This is a genomic window from Serratia symbiotica (assembly GCF_000821185.2).
Taxonomy (GTDB): domain Bacteria; phylum Pseudomonadota; class Gammaproteobacteria; order Enterobacterales; family Enterobacteriaceae; genus Serratia; species Serratia symbiotica.
The window spans coordinates 2703980-2724321 of sequence record NZ_CP050855.1 but is presented as its reverse complement, the minus strand read 5'-3'; the positions used below and the strand labels follow the sequence as shown (position 1 = coordinate 2724321).

The following is a 20342-nucleotide window of genomic DNA, read 5'->3' as shown; positions in this document are numbered from 1 at the left end:
AATACCGGAATAGTAGAGAAGGAAACGCATGAAAGCCGCGCGTGCCGGTAAGTTGAAACGCCAAGAAGATCAGGCCAGCTTTGTCAGCTGGCGCTTTGCGTTGCTGTGCGGCTGTATTTTATTGGCGCTGCTGGGATTGATGCTGCGCATGGCTTATTTGCAGGTCATCAACCCGGATCGCCTGGTAAAAGAAGGTGATCTACGTTCGCTGCGTGTGCAGGAAGTGCCCACTGCACGCGGCATGATCAGCGATCGCGCTGGACGCCCGTTGGCGGTGAGTGTACCGGTCAACGCCATTTGGGCAGATCCAAAAGAGCTGAACGCGCGCGGCGGTATTACCCAGGACAGCCGCTGGAAGGCGCTGTCCGACGCGCTGAATATCCCGCTCGATCAACTCTCCAACCGTATTAACACCAACCCGAAAGGGCGCTTCGTCTACTTGGCGCGCCAGGTCAACCCAGAGGTCAGCGATTACATCCACAAGCTGAAGTTACCAGGGATTTTCCTGCGCCAGGAATCGCGCCGTTACTATCCGGCTGGTCAGGTGACCTCGCACATTATCGGTGTGACCAACATTGACGGCCAAGGTATCGAAGGTGTTGAAAAGAGTTTCGATCGCTGGCTGACCGGGCAACCGGGCGCACGAACCGTGCGTAAAGACCGCTATGGCAGGGTGATCGAAGATATCTCCTCGGTAGACAGCCAGGCGGCGCATAATCTGGTGTTGAGCATCGATGAGCGCCTACAGGCGCTGGTGTATCGCGAACTGAACAATGCCGTGGCCTTCAACAAGGCGCAATCCGGCACCGCTGTGCTGATCGACGTGAACACCGGTGAAGTGCTGGCGATGGCTAACAGCCCATCCTATAACCCGAACAACAAGGCTGATACGCTGCAAGACACTATGCGTAACCGTGCTATCACCGATGTTTTTGAGCCTGGTTCTACCGTAAAGCCGATGGTAGTGATGACCGCGTTGCAGCACGGTCTGGTGAAAGAAAATAGCCTACTGAATACCCTCCCTTACCGCATTCAGGGCCATGATATCAAAGACGTGGCGCGCTATGAGGAGCTGTCGATAACCGGGATCTTGCAGAAGTCGAGTAACGTTGGCGTTTCCAAGCTGGCGTTAGCAATGCCGTCCTCAGCGTTAGTAGATACTTACTCGCGTTTTGGACTAGGAAAGGCGACCAATTTGGGGTTGGTTGGAGAAAGCAGTGGCATATACCCTAAAAGACAACGGTGGTCTGACATCGAAAGGGCCACCTTCTCTTTCGGCTACGGGCTAATGGTAACGCCGTTACAGTTGGCGCGAGTCTATGCAACGATCGGCAGCCTGGGGGTGTATCGCCCATTGTCGATCACCAAGGTTGACCCTCCGGTCGCTGGCGAACGCGTTTTCCCTGCATCTGTGGTGCGCACCGTAGTGCATATGATGGAAAGCGTGGCCTTGCCGGGGGGCGGTGGGGTGAAAGCCGCCATCAAGGGATACCGTATCGCCATTAAAACCGGTACGGCCAAAAAGGTTGGCCCAGATGGCAAATACATCAGCCGCTATATTGCCTATACCGCTGGCATCGCGCCAGCAAGTCAACCACGTTTTGCCCTGGTGGTGGTTATCAATGACCCGCAGGGTGGGAAGTATTATGGCGGGGCCATTTCCGCACCGGTGTTTGGGGCCATTATGGGCGGCGTCTTGCGTACCATGAACGTCAAGCCGGATGCGTTGCCCATTGGTGATAAAAGCGAATTAGTAATCAACAAGAAAGAGGGTTCAGGTGGCAGATCGTAATTTGCGCGATTTACTCGGCCCGTGGGTGCCGACGGCACCCAGGCGCGCGCTGCGGGAAATGACCTTAGACAGCCGTATTGCTGCGGCTGGGGATCTCTTTGTCGCCGTTGTGGGTCATCAAACGGATGGACGCCGTTATATCCCACAGGCTATCGCCCAGGGCGTTGCTGCGGTGATTGCTGAAGCCAATGGTCAGGCCGAAGACGGTGCTATCGTTGAAATGCATGGCGTGCCGATTATCTATCTGAGCCAACTGAACCAACGCCTTTCCGCGCTGGCCGGGCGTTTTTACCACCAACCCGCCGAGCGTCTGCGCCTGGTTGGCGTCACTGGCACCAATGGCAAAACCACGACCACGCAACTGCTGGCGCAATGGAGCCAACTGCTGGGTGAGACCAGTGCGGTGATGGGAACCATTGGCAATGGCCTGCTGAACCATGTCTGCCCGGCTGAGAATACGACTGGCTCTGCGGTGGATCTCCAACACCAATTAAACGATTTGGCTGAGCAAGGTGCGACCTTCGCCGCCATGGAGGTTTCCTCCCACGGGCTGGTACAACACCGGGTAGCGGCGTTGCCATTTGCCGCTGCGGTCTTCACCAACCTGAGCCGCGATCACCTGGATTACCACGGTGACATGGCCAATTACGAAGCGGCTAAATGGACACTGTTCGCTGGGCATGATGTGGGCCAGATGATCATCAATGCCGATGACCAGGTTGGGCAGCACTGGTTAAGCAAATTGCCGGATGCAGTGGCGGTCACTATGCAGGATAACCTGCTGCCGGGTTGTCACGGCCGCTGGTTGAAAACCACTGCGATCAGCTATCACGACAACGGTGCTACCCTCCGTTTCAGTTCCAACTGGGGCGATGGCGAAATCGCAAGCCAGCTAATGGGGGCCTTCAACGTCAACAATTTGCTGTTGGCGTTGGCAACGTTGCTGGCACTGGGCTATCCGCTGGATAAGCTGGTGGAAACCGGTAGCCGTCTGCAACCGGTGTGCGGACGGATGGAAGTGTTTAACGCACCGGGCAAACCAACGGTAGTGGTGGATTACGCCCATACGCCAGATGCGCTGGAAAAAGCGCTGGAAGCGGCACGCCTGCATTGCCAGGGGCGGTTATGGTGTGTCTTCGGCTGCGGCGGCGATCGCGACAAGGGCAAGCGGCCATTGATGGGCGGGATCGCCGAGCAGTTTGCCGATCGGGTGGTGCTCACCGATGACAATCCGCGTACCGAAGAACCGCAGGCGATCATCAATGATATTCTTGCCGGGCTGCTGGACGCCGGGCAGGCGCTGGTGATCCCTGGCCGCGCTGAAGCGGTGACCAGCGCCATCATGCAGGCGCAGGAACAAGATGTCGTGCTGGTGGCGGGTAAAGGCCACGAGGATTACCAACTGGTGGGTAACCGACGTCTGGACTACTCTGACCGCGCCACTGTCGCTCGACTGTTGGGGAGGCTGGCATGATCCCTGTCTCCCTTTTGGTACTGGCTGAGATATTAAGTGCTGAGTTGATCGGTGCCGATAGCCAAATTATTGAGGTGAAGACAGATACCCGTAAGGTGACCGCCGGTTGCCTGTTTGTGGCGTTGAAGGGCGAGCGTTTCGACGCGCACGATTTTGCTGCCGCTGCCGTGGCCGCAGGGGCTGGGGCGTTGCTGGTAAGTCAGCGCTTAGCGCTGGATGCACCGCAGTTGGTGGTGGCAGATACCCGCCTGGCATTGGGGCAACTCGCCGCCTGGGTGCGTCAGCAGGTACCGGCGCGCGTGGTGGCGCTGACCGGCTCCTCTGGCAAAACATCAGTAAAAGAAATGACCGCCGCCATTCTCAGTGAGTGCGGTGAGGTGCTGTACACCGCCGGCAACTTTAACAATGATATCGGCGTGCCGCTGACACTGTTGCGTCTGCAACCACAGCATGATTTTGCGGTGATTGAACTGGGCGCTAACCATATTGGCGAAATTGCCTATACCAGCGCATTGGCGCGTCCGCAGGCTGCCCTGATAAACAACCTGGCGGCTGCCCATCTGGAAGGTTTCGGTTCATTGGCGGGGGTTGCTCAGGCGAAAGGGGAAATTTTTACCGGCCTGCCAACTGATGGCGTGGCGATTATCAACGCCGACAATAACGACTGGCCGCACTGGCAGAGCATGCTAGACGGCAAGACCGTCTGGTGCTTCTCGCCACAAGCCACCGCAGGGGTGGAGTTCTTCGCCAGCGAGGTGCGGGGCGATGGCAACGGCACGCAGTTCCAGCTACACAGCCCGTTTGGCAGCGCTGAGATCGTGCTGCCGCTGCCGGGCCGCCACAACGTGGCCAATGCCTTGGCGGCGGCGGCGTTGGCGATGTCAGTGGGGGCCTCCCTCAAGGCAGTGCGCCAGGGGCTGAGCCAGTTGCAAGCGGTGCCGGGGCGTATGTTCCCGATCGTGTTGGCGGCAAACAAGCTGCTGTTGGACGACAGTTACAATGCCAACGTGGGGTCGATGACCACCGCCGCGCAGGTGCTGGCGGAGATGCCGGGTTACCGCGTGATGGTGGTGGGTGACATGGACGAACTGGGGGCAGAGGCGCAAGAGTGCCATCGTCAGGTGGGTGAAGCCGCCCGTCGGGCGGGTATCGACAAAGTGATCAGCGTCGGCAGTTTGAGCCGGGTGTTGAGCGTGGCGTCCGGCAACGGCGAACATTATCAGGACAAAGCAGCCGTGATTGCGCGCGTGGCAGAATTACTGGCGGAACATGAGGTCATGACGGTGTTAATCAAGGGTTCACGTCGTGCTGCAATGGAGCAGGTGGTCTGTGCGTTACAGGAGAAAACACCATGCTAGTTTGGTTGGCTGAGTATTTGGTTAAATATTATTCAGGATTTAACGTCTTTTCCTATCTGACGTTCAGGGCCATTGTCAGCCTGCTGACCGCACTGTTCCTTTCGCTATGGATGGGGCCTCGGGTGATCACGCATCTACAGAAAATGTCCTTCGGTCAGGTGGTGCGCGACGATGGCCCTGAGTCGCACTTTAGCAAACGCGGCACGCCGACCATGGGTGGCACCATGATCCTGACTTCTATCACCATTTCAGTGCTGATGTGGGCTTACCCATCCAACCCGTATGTGTGGTGCGTGCTGTTGGTTCTGGTAGGTTACGGCATCATCGGCTTTGTTGATGACTATCGTAAGGTGGTGCGTAAAGACACCAAGGGGCTGGTCGCTCGCTGGAAGTACTTCTGGCAATCGGTGATAGCGCTGGTCGTCGCCTTCACCATGTATGCCGTAGGCAAAGGCACGCCCGCCACCGAACTGGTGGTCCCCTTCTTTAAGGATATCGTGCCGCAACTCGGTCTGCTGTATGTGCTGCTGGCCTATTTCGTGATCGTCGGCACCAGCAACGCGGTCAATCTGACCGACGGGCTGGATGGTCTGGCGATCATGCCAACGGTGTTTGTCGCCGCTGGGTTTGCGCTGGTGGCCTGGGCGACAGGTAACATGAACTTTGCCAGCTACCTGCATATTCCGTATCTGCGTCATGCTGGTGAATTAGTGATCGTCTGTACCGCTATCGTCGGTGCTGGCCTGGGCTTCCTGTGGTTCAATACTTATCCGGCACAGGTATTTATGGGAGATGTCGGCTCGTTGGCATTGGGCGGGGCATTGGGCACCATCGCGGTGCTGCTGCGTCAGGAGTTCCTGTTATTGATTATGGGCGGTGTGTTCGTGATTGAAACGCTGTCGGTCATTTTGCAGGTGGGATCGTTCAAGTTGCGCGGGCAACGTGTTTTCCGCATGGCACCCATTCATCATCACTATGAATTGAAAGGCTGGCCGGAACCGCGCGTGATTGTGCGCTTCTGGATTATTTCGCTAATGCTGGTGCTAATTGGCCTGGCGACGCTGAAGGTGCGGTAATCATGGCAGATTATCAGGGTAAAAAAGTCGTCATCATTGGGTTGGGGCTCACTGGGCTGGCCTGTGTTGATTTCTTTATGGCGCGCGGCATCATGCCACGCGTTATGGATACCCGCGTCTCACCGCCAGGGCTGGATACGTTGCCTGGAAGCCTAGAATGCCACCTAGGCAGCCTGCATCAGGGCTGGCTGCTGGCGGCGGATTTGATCGTCGTCAGCCCAGGCGTTGCGCTGGCGACGCCGGCGTTGAGCGCCGCAGCAGACGCCGGCGTGGAAATCGTCGGCGATGTTGAACTATTCTGTCGCGAAGCACAGGCACCCATCGTGGCGATCACCGGCTCCAATGGCAAAAGCACCGTCACCACCTTGGTGGGTGAGATGGCGAAAGCCGCTGGCTGGGCGGTGGGCATTGGCGGCAATATCGGCCTGCCGGCGTTGAGCTTGCTGCGTCAGGAATGTCAACTGTACGTGCTGGAGCTATCGAGCTTCCAACTGGAAACCACCCATAGCCTGCGGGCGGCAGCGGCGACTATGCTGAATGTCACCGAAGATCATATGGATCGCTATCCGTTTGGTTTACAGCAGTATCGCGTGGCCAAATTGCGCGTTTATGAGAACGCGGGTGTTTGCGTAGTGAATACCGACGACACATTGACCCTGCCGGTGCGCGGTACTGACGCACGCTGCGTCAGCTTCGGTGTGGATGTGGGCGACTACCACCTGAACTGTCAGCAAGGCGAAACCTGGTTACGGGTGCGTGGTGAGAAAGTGCTGAATACCCGCGAGATGAAGCTGACTGGCCGTCATAACTACACCAATGCCCTGGCGGCACTGGCGCTGGCTGATGCGGTCAATATCCCGCGTGCCTCCAGCCTGAAGGCACTGACTACCTTCACCGGCCTGCCGCACCGTTTTCAGTGGGTGTGGGAATGCAATGGCGTGCGCTGGATCAACGATTCCAAAGCCACCAACGTTGGCAGTACCGAAGCGGCGCTGAAGGGGTTGCAAGTGGAGGGTATGCTGCATCTGCTGCTGGGTGGTGACGGCAAGTCTGCGGATTTTTCCCCGCTGGTACGCTATCTGCAAGGCGACAATGTGCGTCTGTACTGTTTTGGCCGCGACGGCGCACAGTTGGTGCAGTTGCGTCCCGCGGTAGCCACCTTGACCGAAACCCTGGAACAGGCGATGCGTGACATCGCCTGTCGGGTACAACCTGGTGATATGGTGTTGTTGTCACCGGCGTGCGCCAGCCTTGATCAGTTCCGTAATTTTGAAGTGCGTGGTGATAGTTTCGTCCGCTTGGCACAGGAGCTTGGCGGATGAGACTACGCTTGCCGAACTTTGGGCTGAGAGAAGGGGTAAAAAACTGGGCGGCGGGATCACGCGACGATTCTGCCAAGGTGATGTACGACAGCACACTACTGTGGCTGACCTTTGGTTTGGCGATTATCGGCTTTGTGATGGTGACATCGGCTTCAATGCCGATCGGCCAGCGTCTGGCGGACGATCCTTTCCTATTCGCCAAGCGTGACGCGTTGTATCTCGGCGTGGCCTTTGGCCTATCGATGGTGACGTTGCGTATCCCGATGGACGTTTGGCAGCGTTACAGCAGCGTGATGTTGTTGATGTCGATGGTGATGTTACTGATCGTGCTGGTGGTCGGCAGCTCGGTAAACGGGGCATCGCGCTGGATCGCGCTAGGCCCGTTGCGCATTCAGCCAGCGGAGTTGTCCAAGCTGTCGCTATTCTGCTATCTGGCGAGCTATCTGGTGCGCAAGGTTGAAGAGGTGCGCAGCAACTTTTGGGGCTTCTGCAAGCCGATGGGGGTGATGGTGGTGTTGGCAGTGTTGCTGCTGGCACAGCCGGATCTTGGCACCGTGGTGGTGCTGTTTATCACTACCTTGGCGATGTTGTTCCTGGCAGGGGCGAAGATGTGGCAGTTCCTGGCGATCATCGGCTCTGGCGTGTTCGCTGTGGTGCTGCTGATTATTGCCGAACCTTACCGTATGCGCCGTGTGACATCGTTCTGGAACCCCTGGGCCGATCAGTTTGGCAGCGGCTACCAACTGACCCAGTCGTTAATGGCGTTTGGCCGTGGCGAGTTATGGGGGCAAGGGCTAGGTAACTCGGTGCAAAAATTGGAATATTTGCCAGAGGCGCACACTGACTTCATTTTCTCGATTTTAGGTGAAGAACTGGGCTATATCGGTGTGGTTTTAACCTTGTTGATGGTATTCTTCGTCGCTTTTCGCGCGATGTCGATCGGTCGCCGCGCCTTGGCGAGTGATCAACGATTTTCCGGCTTCCTGGCCTGCTCGATTGGCGTGTGGTTCAGCTTTCAGGCACTGGTTAACGTCGGTGCTGCCGCTGGCCTGTTACCGACCAAAGGTTTGACGTTGCCGCTGATCAGCTATGGCGGTTCGAGCCTGCTGATTATGTCGACTGCGATCGTGCTGTTGTTGCGTATTGATTATGAAACGCGCCTGGCCAAAGCCCAGGCGTTTGTGAAGAGGTAAGGATGAGCGGGAAACCTAAGCGTTTAATGGTGATGGCAGGCGGTACCGGTGGGCATGTGTTCCCAGGGCTGGCGGTTGCGCATCATCTGATGGCGCAGGGCTGGCAGGTGCGTTGGCTTGGCACCGCAGACCGAATGGAAGCCGATTTGGTGCCGAGGCACGGCATTGAGATTGATTTCATCCGTATTTCCGGCCTACGTGGTAAAGGGCTGAAGGCTCAACTGAGCGCACCGCTGCGCATCTGGCAGGCGGTACGGCAGGCGCAGCTAATCATGCGCCGCTTCCAGCCGGACGTGGTGCTGGGCATGGGGGGGTATGTTTCCGGCCCCGGTGGCTTGGCAGCTTGGCTTTGCGGCATCCCAGTGGTACTGCACGAGCAGAACGGCATCGCTGGTTTGACCAACCGCTGGCTGGCGCGTATCGCTAAAACGGTATTGCAGGCTTTTCCCGGTGCGTTCCCGAACGCTGAGGTGGTGGGTAACCCGTTACGCCGTGATGTGCTGGCTCTGCCATTGCCAACTGAACGCCTGCAAGGGCGAGAAGGCCCCATCCGCGTGCTAGTGATTGGTGGGAGTCAGGGCGCGCAGGTGCTTAACCAGACAGTGCCTGAAATCGCGGCGCGCTTGGGCGATAGCATCACGCTCTGGCATCAGGTAGGTAAAGGCGCTCTGGAGAGGGGGCTGCGCGACTACGAGAGGGCAGGGCAGACGCAGCATAAAGTGACCGAGTTTATTGATGATATGGCCGTCGCCTACGCCTGGGCTGACGTGGTGGTGTGCCGTTCCGGCGCGCTCACTGTCAGCGAGGTTGCCGCAGCGGGTCTGCCGGCGATTTTTGTGCCGTTCCAGCATCAGGATCGTCAGCAGTACTGGAACGCCCTCCCACTGGAAGAGGCCGGCGCGGCGAAGATTATCGAACAGCCACAGTTCAACGCTGATACGGTGTGCGAGCTGTTGGCGAGTTGGCATCGCCCGATGTTGTTGGCGATGGCCGAAAAGGCACGCTCGGTGGCCATTCCTGACGCCACCGAGCGTGTGGCGGCGGAACTGATACGAGCCGCCAAATAAATGCACAGATTCGGTACGCCGGATCTGAATTAAAGAGTCAGTAAGGGGCCGGCAAGCCGAACCTGGATTAGAGAGAGTGATGAATACACAACAATTGGCGAAACTACGTACTATAGTGCCTGAGATGCGACGCGTCCGGCACATCCACTTTGTCGGCATCGGTGGTGCTGGCATGGGAGGTATCGCCGAAGTGTTGGCTAACGAAGGTTATCAGATCAGCGGCTCCGATCTGGCACCGAACCCAGTAACCCAACAGTTGAGTGCGCTCGGAGCGACGATTTACTTTAATCACCGCACGGAAAATGTGCTGGATGCGAGCGTGGTGGTGGTGTCTAGCGCCATCTCCGCCGATAACCCGGAGATTGTCGCCGCCCGTGAAGCCCGCATCCCGGTGATCCGTCGTGCCGAGATGCTGGCCGAATTAATGCGTTTTCGCCATGGCATTGCTGTCGCCGGTACGCACGGCAAAACCACCACTACGGCGATGGTATCAAGTATTTATGCCGAAGCCGACCTGGATCCGACCTTTGTCAACGGCGGGTTGGTGAAAGCGGCGGGAACCCATGCGCGTTTAGGCTCCAGCCGTTTCCTGATTGCAGAAGCGGATGAGAGCGATGCATCGTTCCTGCATCTACAGCCGATGGTGGCGATCATCACCAACATTGAAGCTGACCATATGGACACTTACCAGGGTGATTTTGAAAACCTGAAGCAGACCTTTATCAATTTCTTGCACAACCTGCCGTTCTACGGCCGTGCGGTGATGTGCATTGATGATCCGGTAGTACGGGAGTTATTGCCATGCGTAGGTCGCCACATCACCACTTACGGCTTTAGTAACGATGCTGACGTGCGCATCGAAAATTACCACCAGCTAGGTGCTCAGGGGTGCTTTACTCTGAGCCGGCAGGACAAGCCACTGATAACGGTGACCCTCAATGCACCGGGTCGCCACAATGCGCTGAACGCGGCGGCGGCGGCGGCGGTAGCGACCGAAGAAGGCATTGACGACGAAGATATTTTGCGCGCGTTGGCGAGTTTTCAAGGCACGGGGCGTCGCTTCGACTTCCTTGGAGAGTTCCCGCTGGCTACGGTCAACGGCAAAGCAGGCAGCGCAATGCTGGTGGACGATTACGGTCATCATCCCACTGAAGTGGATGCCACGCTGCAAGCAGCACGCGCCGGTTGGCCGGACAAACGCTTAGTGATGATTTTCCAGCCTCATCGCTATACGCGTACCCGTGACTTGTACGACGATTTTGCTAACGTGCTGTCGCAGGTAGATGTGCTGCTGATGCTTGAGGTATACGCGGCGGGTGAAACGCCGATCCCGGGTGCGGACAGTCGTGCGTTGTGCCGCACTATCCGCAGCCGTGGCAAGCTGGACCCGATTTTGGTTTCCGATGCTGACAGCGTGCCGGAAATCTTGGCACAACTGTTACAGGCCGATGATTTGGTGCTGGTGCAGGGTGCCGGAAACGTAGGTAAAATCGCCAGAAAATTAGCTGAAGTGAAATTGCAACCACAGAAAAAAGAGGAAGAATATCATGGCTGATAAAGTTGCTGTACTGCTAGGGGGCACTTCCGCTGAACGTGAAATTTCACTGCAATCCGGTGCTGCCGTAATAGCCGGGCTACGAGAAGGCGGTATCGACGCCCATGGCATTGACCCGCGCGACTTCCCGGTGATCCAGTTAAAAGCGCAGGGGTTCAATAAAGTATTTATCTCGCTGCACGGCCGTGGCGGTGAGGATGGCACCATACAGGGGCTGCTGGAGTTACTTGAATTGCCTTATACCGGCAGCGGCGTGATGGCGTCAGCGCTGGGCATCGACAAATGGCGCAGCAAAATGTTGTGGCAGTCGATGGAGTTGCCGGTAGCACCTTATGTGGCGCTAAATCGTAAGCAGTACGCTGGCGATGAAAAAGCAGCGCTACTAGATCGCCTCGCTTCGCTAGGCTTTCCGTTGATCGTCAAACCGAGCCGCGAAGGCTCCAGCGTTGGTATGAGCAAGGTTAGCGAAAGCAGCGCACTTGAGGTAGCGCTGGAAGAGGCTTTTCGTTATGACGACGAAGTGCTGGTGGAAAAGTGGCTGAGCGGCCCGGAATACACCGTGGCGATGTTGGGCGATCAAGTTCTGCCGTCGATCCGCATTCAGCCCGCAGGTAGGTTCTACGATTACCAGGCCAAGTACCTCTCGGGTAATACCCAGTACTTTTGCCCAAGCGGCCTGAGCGCGGAACAAGAAGCCGAGATGGCAGCGCTGGCGCTACGCGCCTACCGTGCGCTGGACTGTCGTGGCTGGGGTCGTATAGACCTGATGCAGGATAGCGATGGTAGCTTCTATCTGCTTGAGGTGAATACGTCTCCCGGCATGACCAACAATAGCCTGGTGCCGATGGCAGCGCGCCAGTTTGGACTAAGCTTCTCGCAATTGGTAACGAGAATTTTGGCGTTGGCCGAGTGATATGCCGCAAGCGGCTCTGAATGCGCGCGATCGCGAGGTGGGAAGCAACTCGCGCCGCAGCAATGGAACCCAATTGGCGGGGATGATCTTCCTGCTGCTGGTGCTAGGAACGATCCTATGGAGCGGTTGGGCGGTGATTAGCTGGATGAAAGACGCCAGCCACCAGCCGCTTTCGCGGCTGGTGGTAACCGGGGAACGTGACTACACCACCAATGATGATATCCGCCAGGCGATCCTGGTACTGGGCGCACCAGGGACGTTTATGACGCAGGATGTCGATGTCATCCAGCAGCAGATTGAGCGACTGCCATGGATCAAGCAGGTTAGCGTGCGTAAGCAATGGCCGGATGAACTGAAAATCCACCTGGTGGAGTATGTGCCGGTAGCGCGTTGGAATGATTTGCATAGGGTGGATGCTGATGGCACATCGTTCAGCGAACCAACAGAGTGGGTGGGCAAACAGACATTGCCGCTGCTCTACGGCCCGGAAGGTAGCGAAAAGGAGGTGCTGGAGGGTTACCGTGCCATGGGCAGCATGTTAGCTGCCAGCAAATATACGCTAAAAATGGTAGCGATGAGCGCACGCCATTCCTGGCAGTTGGCTTTGGATAATAACGCTCGCTTGGAACTGGGGCGTGATGACCGCATAGGTCGTCTACAGCGGTTTATCGAGCTTTATCCGCTATTGCAGCAGCAGGCTCAGGCGGAAAGTAAGCGCGTCAGTTATGTCGATTTGCGCTATGAATCTGGTGCCTCGGTAGGTTGGGCACCGTTGCTCATCGACTCGCAAGCGGTTGAGGCTCAGCAAAACAGTAATCAGCAACAGAATCAGGCACAGGCAAAATAACAATGATCAAGTCGACGGACAGAAAACTGGTAGTTGGACTGGAGATCGGGACTGCAAAAGTCTCCGCACTGGTGGGAGAAATTCTGCCCGATGGCATGGTCAATATTATCGGGGTAGGAGGTTGCCCGTCGCGCGGTATGGATAAGGGCGGCGTCAACGATCTGGAGTCGGTAGTGAAGTGTGTACAGCGTGCGATTGATCAGGCCGAACTGATGGCGGATTGCCAAATTTCTTCAGTTTACCTCGCATTATCGGGGAAACATATCAGTTGCCAGAACGAAATAGGGATGGTTCCTATCTCAGAAGAGGAAGTGACTCAGGAAGATGTGGAAAACGTGGTGCATACCGCTAAATCGGTGCGTGTCCGCGACGAACACCGCATCTTGCATGTGATCCCTCAGGAATACGCCATCGACTATCAGGAAGGCATCAAGAACCCGGTCGGGCTGTCTGGTGTGCGCATGCAGGCCAAGGTGCACCTGATCACCTGCCATAATGATATGGCGAAGAACATTGTCAAAGCCGTAGAACGTTGCGGTTTGAAAGTTGACCAACTTATTTTTGCCGGTCTGGCTGCCAGCTATGCGGTACTGACTGAAGATGAGCGCGAACTGGGTGTCTGTGTAGTGGACATCGGGGGCGGCACCATGGATATGGCGGTGTACACCGGTGGTGCGCTACGCCACACCAAAGTGATCCCCTACGCCGGAAACGTGGTCACCAGTGATATTGCCTACGCCTTCGGCACACCGCCGACCGATGCGGAGGCTATCAAAGTTCGGCACGGCTGTGCGCTTGGGTCGGTTGTGAGCAAGGATGAGAGTGTAGAGGTGCCTAGTGTTGGGGGGCGTCCTCCGCGCAGTCTGCAAAGACAGACACTGGCTGAAGTCATCGAGCCACGCTACACCGAATTGTTGAATCTGGTTAATGATGAAATTTTGCAATTGCAGGAGCAATTGCGTCAGCAAGGGGTAAAGCATCATCTGGCAGCGGGTATTGTGCTGACCGGCGGTGCCGCCCAAATTGATGGCTTGGCAGCCTGTGCGCAACGGGTGTTCCACACCCAGGTACGCGTTGGTCAACCCTTGAACATCACAGGTCTAACGGATTATGCGCAGGAGCCTTACTACTCTACGGCGGTAGGTCTGCTGCACTATGGAAAAGAATGTCACCTGAATAGTGAGGCAGAGGTAGAAAAACGCGCCTCGGTGGGCAATTGGTTTAAACGCATCAATAGCTGGCTGAGAAAAGAATTTTAATGTCTTAACAAAGAGATCATGCTGAGCCATCTTTTTATGATCTTGCAGCGACAGGCAGAAAACGGAGAAAAACTATGTTTGAACCAATGGAACTAACCAATGACGCGGTGATTAAAGTCATCGGCGTCGGCGGTGGCGGTGGCAACGCCGTTGAACACATGGTGCGCGAGCACATCGAAGGTGTTGAATTCTTTGCCGTTAATACAGACGCTCAGGCGCTTCGTAAAACGGCAGTTGGCCAAACTATCCAGATTGGCAGTGCTATCACCAAAGGTCTGGGGGCGGGTGCGAACCCGGAGGTGGGCCGTAATTCAGCGGAAGAGGATCGTGAAGCCCTGCGCACCGCACTGGATGGCGCAGATATGGTGTTCATCGCAGCGGGTATGGGTGGCGGTACGGGGACTGGTGCAGCACCAGTGGTGGCTGAAGTGGCTAAGGATCTGGGTATTCTAACCGTGGCCGTGGTGACCAAGCCGTTCAATTTTGAAGGCAAGAAACGTATGGCGTTTGCCGAGCAGGGCATCGCCGAATTGTCCAAACATGTGGACTCCCTGATCACCATCCCGAACGATAAACTGTTGAAAGTTTTGGGTCGTGGCATTTCCCTGCTAGACGCGTTCGGCGCGGCCAACGACGTGCTGAAAGGTGCGGTGCAGGGGATCGCCGAACTGATCACCCGCCCAGGTCTGATGAACGTCGACTTTGCTGATGTGCGTACCGTAATGTCCGAAATGGGCTACGCGATGATGGGTTCCGGTATTGCCTGCGGTGAAGACCGTGCTGAAGAAGCAGCCGAAATGGCGATCTCCAGCCCACTGCTAGAAGATATCGACTTGTCTGGCGCTCGCGGCGTGCTGGTCAACATCACGGCTGGCTTCGATCTGCGTTTGGATGAGTTCGAAACCGTGGGTAACACCATTCGTGCCTTCGCTTCCGACAACGCCACTGTGGTTATCGGTACTTCGCTGGATCCGGAGATGAACGATGAACTGCGTGTCACCGTGGTGGCAACGGGTATCGGTATGGACAAACGTCCTGAAATCACCCTGGTGACCAACAAACAGGCCAGTCAGCCCGTGTTGGATCATCGCTATCAGCAGCACGGCATGTCACCGTTGCCGCAGGAAGTGAAACCGGCCAAGGTGGTTAACGATCAAGCTATGCAGCCGAATAAAGAGCCAGACTATCTTGATATTCCCGCCTTCCTGCGTAAGCAGGCGGATTAGAATATCCTGAAAATTTGGAACCTCCGCTCTTTGTGCTAAACTGTTCCGCTGGCTATGCTATAGGCTTGGTCGGTAGGATGGATAACATTGCGAGATAAAACGATGATCAAACAAAGGACATTAAAACGTATTGTTCAGGCGACAGGCGTCGGTTTGCATACCGGCAAGAAAGTCACGCTGACAATGCGCCCCGCGCCGGCGAATACCGGGGTCATCTATCGTCGCACTGACTTGAATCCACCGGTTGATTTTCCGGCTGATGCAAAATCCGTGCGTGATACCATGCTTTGTACTTGTCTAGTGAATGAGCATGACGTGCGTATCTCTACCGTTGAACACCTTAACGCTGCATTGGCGGGGCTTGGCATCGACAATATCATCATTGATGTTGACGCCGCCGAAATCCCCATCATGGACGGCAGCGCCAGCCCGTTTGTGTTCCTGTTACTGGATGCTGGCATTGAAGAACTGAACTGCGCGAAGAAATTCCTGCGTCTGAAAGACCGCGTGCGTGTTGAAGATGGCGACAAGTGGGCCGAGCTGTCTGCGCATAACGGGTTCCGTCTGGATTTCACTATTGACTTCAACCACCCGGCTATCGACGCCAGTGCGCAACGTTATCTCCTTGATTTCTCGGCCGACTCGTTTGTGCGTCAAATCAGCCGTGCGCGTACCTTTGGTTTCATGCGTGATATCGAATATCTCCAGTCTCGCGGTTTGGCCTTGGGCGGCAGCTTCGACTGTGCCATCGTGGTGGATGATTACCGCGTACTGAACGAAGACGGCCTGCGTTTCGAAGATGAATTTGTACGTCACAAAATGCTGGATGCTATCGGCGACTTATTCATGTGCGGCCACAACATCATTGGTGCGTTTACCGCGTACAAGTCAGGCCATGCGTTGAACAACAAACTGTTGCAGGCCGTGTTGGCCAGGCAGGAAGCGTGGGAATACGTCACCTTCCAGGATGAAGCGGAAATGCCGTTGGCATTCAAGGCACCGTCCACTGTATTGGCGTAAATCGCCGTTGTTGGGATACCGGCAGCAGTGGTCACTGACTCGCGAGGGCCTGGCAATTTAGGCCTCTGATGAGGTGAATATTGGCTGTGGGTGGTTTTGTAGGCCCAATACCGTGTCGTTGGCTACTTATCATGACGGGTTGCGTTGGTACTCTCTCCGGCCAATGCAGCCAGTTTTTCCAATATCTTGCGCAGCTTCTCCGGGCTGTGGTTCGCCAATCCCATCACTGCCCTAGCGCTTTCTTGGCTCAGATGACGTCGTAATGGTGTGGCTTGCTGCGTGTTTTTAACCCGATGCTCCCCATTCGCCATCAAGCCTGGATTAATCCTAATGTCGATTGACGACAATGATGGTAGAATTTGCGCTCGTAGTGTAGAGAGCAACATGGGTTGTTCGTAGCGCAAGCGCATCATCCAACTGGCATTTGCCGCTTCTAACACTAAAATACCTTGTCGGACGTTCGCGACGCGGCACCAAAGATGTAGTTGAGCGGGTAACAAGCTCTTCACTGCACGGTTAAGCTTGAGCAGTGCCAGCGCGTGTTGCTGGACGTTATGCAGCGGTGCTTTGTCTGCGGTGAGGGCGTCGTCGAACAGGACATCTAATAATTGTGGACGGCTATCGCGCATAATGGCTCCGGCGGATTGTAATCTCGTGATCGGTATTCTAAATCGTTGGCGACAATTTGGCAGACGTTATTTCTGGCCCCATCTCCTGTTAGGGATGGTTGCGGCCACGCTTGGCATACCTTCAAGCTTAGCAGGCAAGACCGATCCGGCTGCGTTGCCGAGTACCTCCTCTAGCTTTAATCGGCAAAACTCAGCCAGCGGTGCTTATAACAGACTGGTGCTGTTGCAGGAAGCACGCAGCCGCCCGGCATTCAGCGTTGACTATTGGCACCAGCATGCGCTACGCACCATCATTCGTCACCTTTCTTTCGCATTGGCACCGCAGACGGTGTATATGCGGGGGCTGGAAAACGAAACTGAAGCGGTGGAACCTCCGTCACAGGTGGCACAGTTGGCGCTGCTTTCCACCCTCAACGCGTTGTTGACACATGAACCGAAGCCGCCGACCATCATTCGTTACATTCATTATAACGTGCTGCCCGCACTGGCCCTGCATCAAACCGGACTGTGGCTGGCGCAGGTGCTGGGCATTCGCGCCGGGCCTGGCGTTCTCGGCTGACTTTGCCCATTGGGCGACAAAAACACCAAATACAGCAAGTTGATGGCCACTTTGGGCTGTCATGACAGAGATATCAAACATCATGTTAGTAAAATTATTGACCAAAGTTTTTGGTAGCCGTAACGATCGTACGCTGCGCCGCATGCGCAAAGTGGTTGAGCAGATCAACCAGAGGGAACCGGACATAGAGAAATTGTCCGATGATGAACTGAGAGCCAAAACCAACGAATTCCGCGCGCGTCTGGAAAAAGGCGAGGTGTTGGAAAACCTGATCCCAGAAGCGTTTGCCGTAGTGCGTGAGGCGAGTAAGCGTGTATTCGGTATGCGTCACTTCGATGTACAACTGTTGGGCGGTATGGTGCTGAACGACCGCTGCATTGCTGAGATGCGTACCGGTGAAGGTAAAACCCTGACCGCCACCCTGCCTGCCTATTTGAATGCCCTGGGTGGTCGCGGTGTGCATGTGGTGACCGTCAACGATTATCTGGCGCAACGTGACGCCGAAAACAACCGCCCGTTGTTCGAATTTCTCGGCCTGAGCATTGGCATCAACTTGCCTGGCATGTCGGCACCGGCCAAGCGTGAAGCTTACGCCGCAGATATCACCTACGGCACTAACAACGAATACGGCTTTGACTACCTGCGTGACAACATGGCGTTTAGCCCGGAGGAACGGGTTCAGCGCGAATTGCACTATGCACTGGTGGATGAGGTGGATTCTATCCTGATCGATGAAGCGCGTACCCCGCTGATTATCTCCGGGCCTGCTGAAGATAGCTCCGAGATGTACATCAGAGTTAACACATTGATCCCTAAACTGATCCGTCAGGAAAAAGAAGACTCTGATTCCTTCCAGGGCGAAGGTCACTTCTCAGTGGATGAAAAAGCGCGTCAGGTGCACCTGACCGAACGTGGCCTGATTTTGATCGAAGAAATGCTGGTAGAAGCTGGCATTATGGAAGCAGGCGAGTCACTGTACTCTCCGACCAACATCATGCTGATGCACCATGTCACCGCCGCGCTGCGCGCCCATGTGTTGTTCAACCGCGATGTTGACTACATCGTTAAAGACGGGGAAGTGATCATCGTTGATGAACACACTGGCCGCACCATGCAGGGCCGCCGCTGGTCAGATGGCCTGCACCAGGCAGTGGAAGCCAAAGAGGGCGTGGCGATCCAGAATGAGAACCAGACACTGGCCGCCATCACCTTCCAGAACTACTTCCGCCTATACGAAAAGCTGGCGGGCATGACCGGTACTGCCGACACCGAAGCCTTTGAATTTAGCTCTATCTACAGGCTGGATACCATTGTGGTGCCAACCAACCGTCCAATGATCCGTAAAGACATGCCGGATCTGGTTTACTTGACCGAGATGGAGAAGATTGGCGCGATCATTGATGATATCCGCGAGCGCACCGCCAACGGCCAGCCGGTGTTGGTGGGGACCATCTCGATCGAAAAATCCGAGGTGGTCTCCCGCGAACTGACCAAAGCAGGCATCGACCACAAAGTACTTAACGCTAAATTCCATGCTATGGAAGCGGACATCGTGGCACAGGCCGGTCAGAGCGGCGCGGTAACCATCGCCACCAACATGGCGGGTCGTGGCACTGATATTGTATTAGGCGGCAATTGGCAGGCGGAAGTTGCTCAGTTGGAAGAACCGACCAAAGAGCAAATCGCTGCCATCAAGGATGCCTGGCAAGTACGTCACGATGCGGTACTGGCAGCGGGTGGCCTGCACATTATCGGCACCGAGCGCCATGAATCACGCCGTATCGATAACCAGCTACGTGGCCGTTCTGGCCGTCAAGGTGACGCCGGCTCATCCCGTTTTTACCTATCGATGGAAGATGCCCTGATGCGCATCTTTGCGTCGGATCGCGTTTCTGGCATGATGCGCAAACTGGGCATGAAAGAGGGCGAAGCGATTGAACACCCATGGGTGACCAAAGCGATCGCCAATGCCCAGCGTAAAGTGGAAAGCCGCAACTTTGATATCCGCAAGCAACTGCTGGAATATGACGATGTCGCCAACGATCAGCGCCGCGCCATCTACAGCCAGCGTAACGAACTGCTGGATGTGTCTGACGTTAGTGAAACCATCGCCAGCATCCGTGAGGACGTGTTCAAGAGTACCATTGATAACTACATCACGCCGCAATCGCTGGAAGAAGAGTGGGATATTCAAGGGTTGGAAGAACGCCTGAAAAACGATTTCGACCTGGAAATGCCCATCGCCGAATGGCTGAACAAAGAGCCTGAGCTGCACGAAGAAACGCTGCGTGAGCGTATCCTGGAGAATGTTAAGCAACAGTATTTGCACAAGGAAGACGTGGTTACCAGCGAGATGATGCGCAACTTCGAGAAGGGCGTGATGCTGCAAACGCTGGATTCCCTGTGGAAAGAGCACCTGGCGGCGATGGACTATCTGCGTCAAGGCATTCACCTGCGCGGTTATGCACAGAAGGATCCTAAGCAAGAGTACAAGCGCGAATCCTTCAACATGTTTGCTACCATGCTGGAATCGCTGAAATACGAAGTGATCAGTGTGCTGAGCAAGGTGCAGGTGCGGATGCCGGAAGAGGTTGAGGCGCTTGAGCAGCAGCGCCGTGAAGAAGCTGAGCGTCTGGCGCAGCAGCAACGGCTCAGCCATTACGAAGAGAACGCGTTGGTCACTGATGTTGCTAACGTACCGGTGATCGCTGAACGCAAAGTTGGCCGCAACGATCCTTGCCCCTGTGGTTCCGGCAAAAAATTCAAACAATGCCATGGCCGTCTGCACAAGTAAGCCGGGCCGCGTTTATGCCCAAAATAATTCGAGTAGCATCGAGACGGCAACTGAGTGACAAATCGGTCAAAAACCGATTTGAACAGCGCTTGCACTGAACCTCAGGAATGAGGTTTATTAATCCCCAGTCACTGACTCAAGTCAGTGACTGGGGTGAGCGAACGTAGCCAACAAAGATGCGGCTTGAAGTATGGGAGAACCGATGGCACCCAGGGGATCAGCTTGCTGAACCCCTGTTTTTTGGGCCTCAATCTGGAG

General features: G+C 55.8%; 16 protein-coding genes. 15 read left to right on the top strand and 1 reads right to left on the bottom strand.

Annotated elements, in window-relative coordinates; genetic code table 11:
* Positions 1-28: 28 nt before the first annotated feature.
* The 13 genes from SYMBAF_RS13585 to lpxC all read left to right on the top strand — a co-directional run bounded on the left by SYMBAF_RS13585 (position 29) and on the right by lpxC (position 16102).
* Entirely contained in the window at positions 29-1792 is a 1764-nt protein-coding gene (locus SYMBAF_RS13585; RefSeq protein WP_040262698.1) for a peptidoglycan glycosyltransferase FtsI, read from the top strand.
* Positions 1779-3266 carry a UDP-N-acetylmuramoyl-L-alanyl-D-glutamate--2,6-diaminopimelate ligase gene (gene murE, locus SYMBAF_RS13580; RefSeq protein ID WP_040262701.1) on the top strand — a complete coding sequence of 496 codons (1488 nt, stop codon included), beginning with the start codon at positions 1779-1781 and terminating at the stop codon, positions 3264-3266. The genes SYMBAF_RS13585 and murE overlap by 14 nt, the downstream gene beginning before the upstream one ends.
* Positions 3263-4624 (top strand): UDP-N-acetylmuramoyl-tripeptide--D-alanyl-D-alanine ligase, encoded by a 1362-nt coding sequence (gene murF / locus SYMBAF_RS13575; protein ID WP_040262703.1) that lies wholly within the window; start codon positions 3263-3265, stop codon positions 4622-4624. Before murE ends, murF begins: the two co-directional genes overlap by 4 nt.
* The gene (gene mraY / locus SYMBAF_RS13570) at positions 4618-5700 is read left to right on the top strand and encodes a phospho-N-acetylmuramoyl-pentapeptide-transferase (protein ID WP_040262705.1); all 1083 of its coding nucleotides are present in this window, start codon (positions 4618-4620) and stop codon (positions 5698-5700) included. Before murF ends, mraY begins: the two co-directional genes overlap by 7 nt.
* Positions 5701-5702: 2 nt before the next feature.
* On the top strand, positions 5703-7022 hold the full coding sequence (murD, locus tag SYMBAF_RS13565) for a UDP-N-acetylmuramoyl-L-alanine--D-glutamate ligase (RefSeq protein WP_040262711.1): 1320 nt from the start codon (positions 5703-5705) through the stop codon (positions 7020-7022).
* Positions 7019-8215, top strand: coding sequence for a cell division protein FtsW (gene ftsW, locus SYMBAF_RS13560; protein WP_040262712.1), 1197 nt, complete (start codon positions 7019-7021; stop codon positions 8213-8215). The genes murD and ftsW overlap by 4 nt, the downstream gene beginning before the upstream one ends.
* A gap of 2 nt (positions 8216-8217) precedes the next feature.
* On the top strand, positions 8218-9282 hold the full coding sequence (gene murG, locus SYMBAF_RS13555) for an undecaprenyldiphospho-muramoylpentapeptide beta-N-acetylglucosaminyltransferase (RefSeq protein WP_040262713.1): 1065 nt from the start codon (positions 8218-8220) through the stop codon (positions 9280-9282).
* Positions 9283-9361: 79 nt separating this feature from the next.
* On the top strand, positions 9362-10837 hold the full coding sequence (gene murC, locus SYMBAF_RS13550) for a UDP-N-acetylmuramate--L-alanine ligase (RefSeq protein ID WP_040262714.1): 1476 nt from the start codon (positions 9362-9364) through the stop codon (positions 10835-10837).
* A complete protein-coding gene (locus SYMBAF_RS13545) occupies positions 10830-11750 on the top strand; it encodes a D-alanine--D-alanine ligase (protein WP_040262716.1) in 921 nt (306 codons plus the stop codon). Before murC ends, SYMBAF_RS13545 begins: the two co-directional genes overlap by 8 nt.
* A 1-nt stretch (position 11751) precedes the next feature.
* Complete coding sequence (gene ftsQ / locus SYMBAF_RS13540) at positions 11752-12597, top strand: cell division protein FtsQ (protein WP_040262718.1); 846 nt, start codon at positions 11752-11754, stop codon at positions 12595-12597.
* A 2-nt stretch (positions 12598-12599) separates the two neighbouring features.
* A complete protein-coding gene (gene ftsA / locus SYMBAF_RS13535) occupies positions 12600-13856 on the top strand; it encodes a cell division protein FtsA (protein ID WP_040262720.1) in 1257 nt (418 codons plus the stop codon).
* A gap of 74 nt (positions 13857-13930) precedes the next feature.
* Positions 13931-15082 carry a cell division protein FtsZ gene (gene ftsZ / locus SYMBAF_RS13530; RefSeq protein ID WP_040262723.1) on the top strand — a complete coding sequence of 384 codons (1152 nt, stop codon included), beginning with the start codon at positions 13931-13933 and terminating at the stop codon, positions 15080-15082.
* Between the two features lie 102 nt (positions 15083-15184).
* On the top strand, positions 15185-16102 hold the full coding sequence (lpxC, locus tag SYMBAF_RS13525) for a UDP-3-O-acyl-N-acetylglucosamine deacetylase (RefSeq protein ID WP_040262725.1): 918 nt from the start codon (positions 15185-15187) through the stop codon (positions 16100-16102).
* A 122-nt stretch (positions 16103-16224) separates the two neighbouring features.
* Here lpxC and SYMBAF_RS13520 read toward each other — a convergent pair whose 3' ends face one another.
* Complete coding sequence (locus tag SYMBAF_RS13520) at positions 16225-16731, bottom strand: DUF721 domain-containing protein (protein WP_040262727.1); 507 nt, start codon at positions 16729-16731, stop codon at positions 16225-16227.
* 25 nt (positions 16732-16756) lie between these two features.
* On the opposite strand from SYMBAF_RS13520, the gene secM reads away from it, so the two are divergent.
* Both secM and secA read left to right on the top strand, forming a co-directional pair.
* Entirely contained in the window at positions 16757-17290 is a 534-nt protein-coding gene (secM, locus tag SYMBAF_RS13515) for a secA translation cis-regulator SecM (RefSeq protein ID WP_040262882.1), read from the top strand.
* 82 nt (positions 17291-17372) lie between these two features.
* Complete coding sequence (gene secA, locus SYMBAF_RS13510; protein WP_040262730.1) at positions 17373-20084, top strand: preprotein translocase subunit SecA; 2712 nt, start codon at positions 17373-17375, stop codon at positions 20082-20084.
* The last annotated feature ends 258 nt before the right edge of the window (positions 20085-20342 follow it).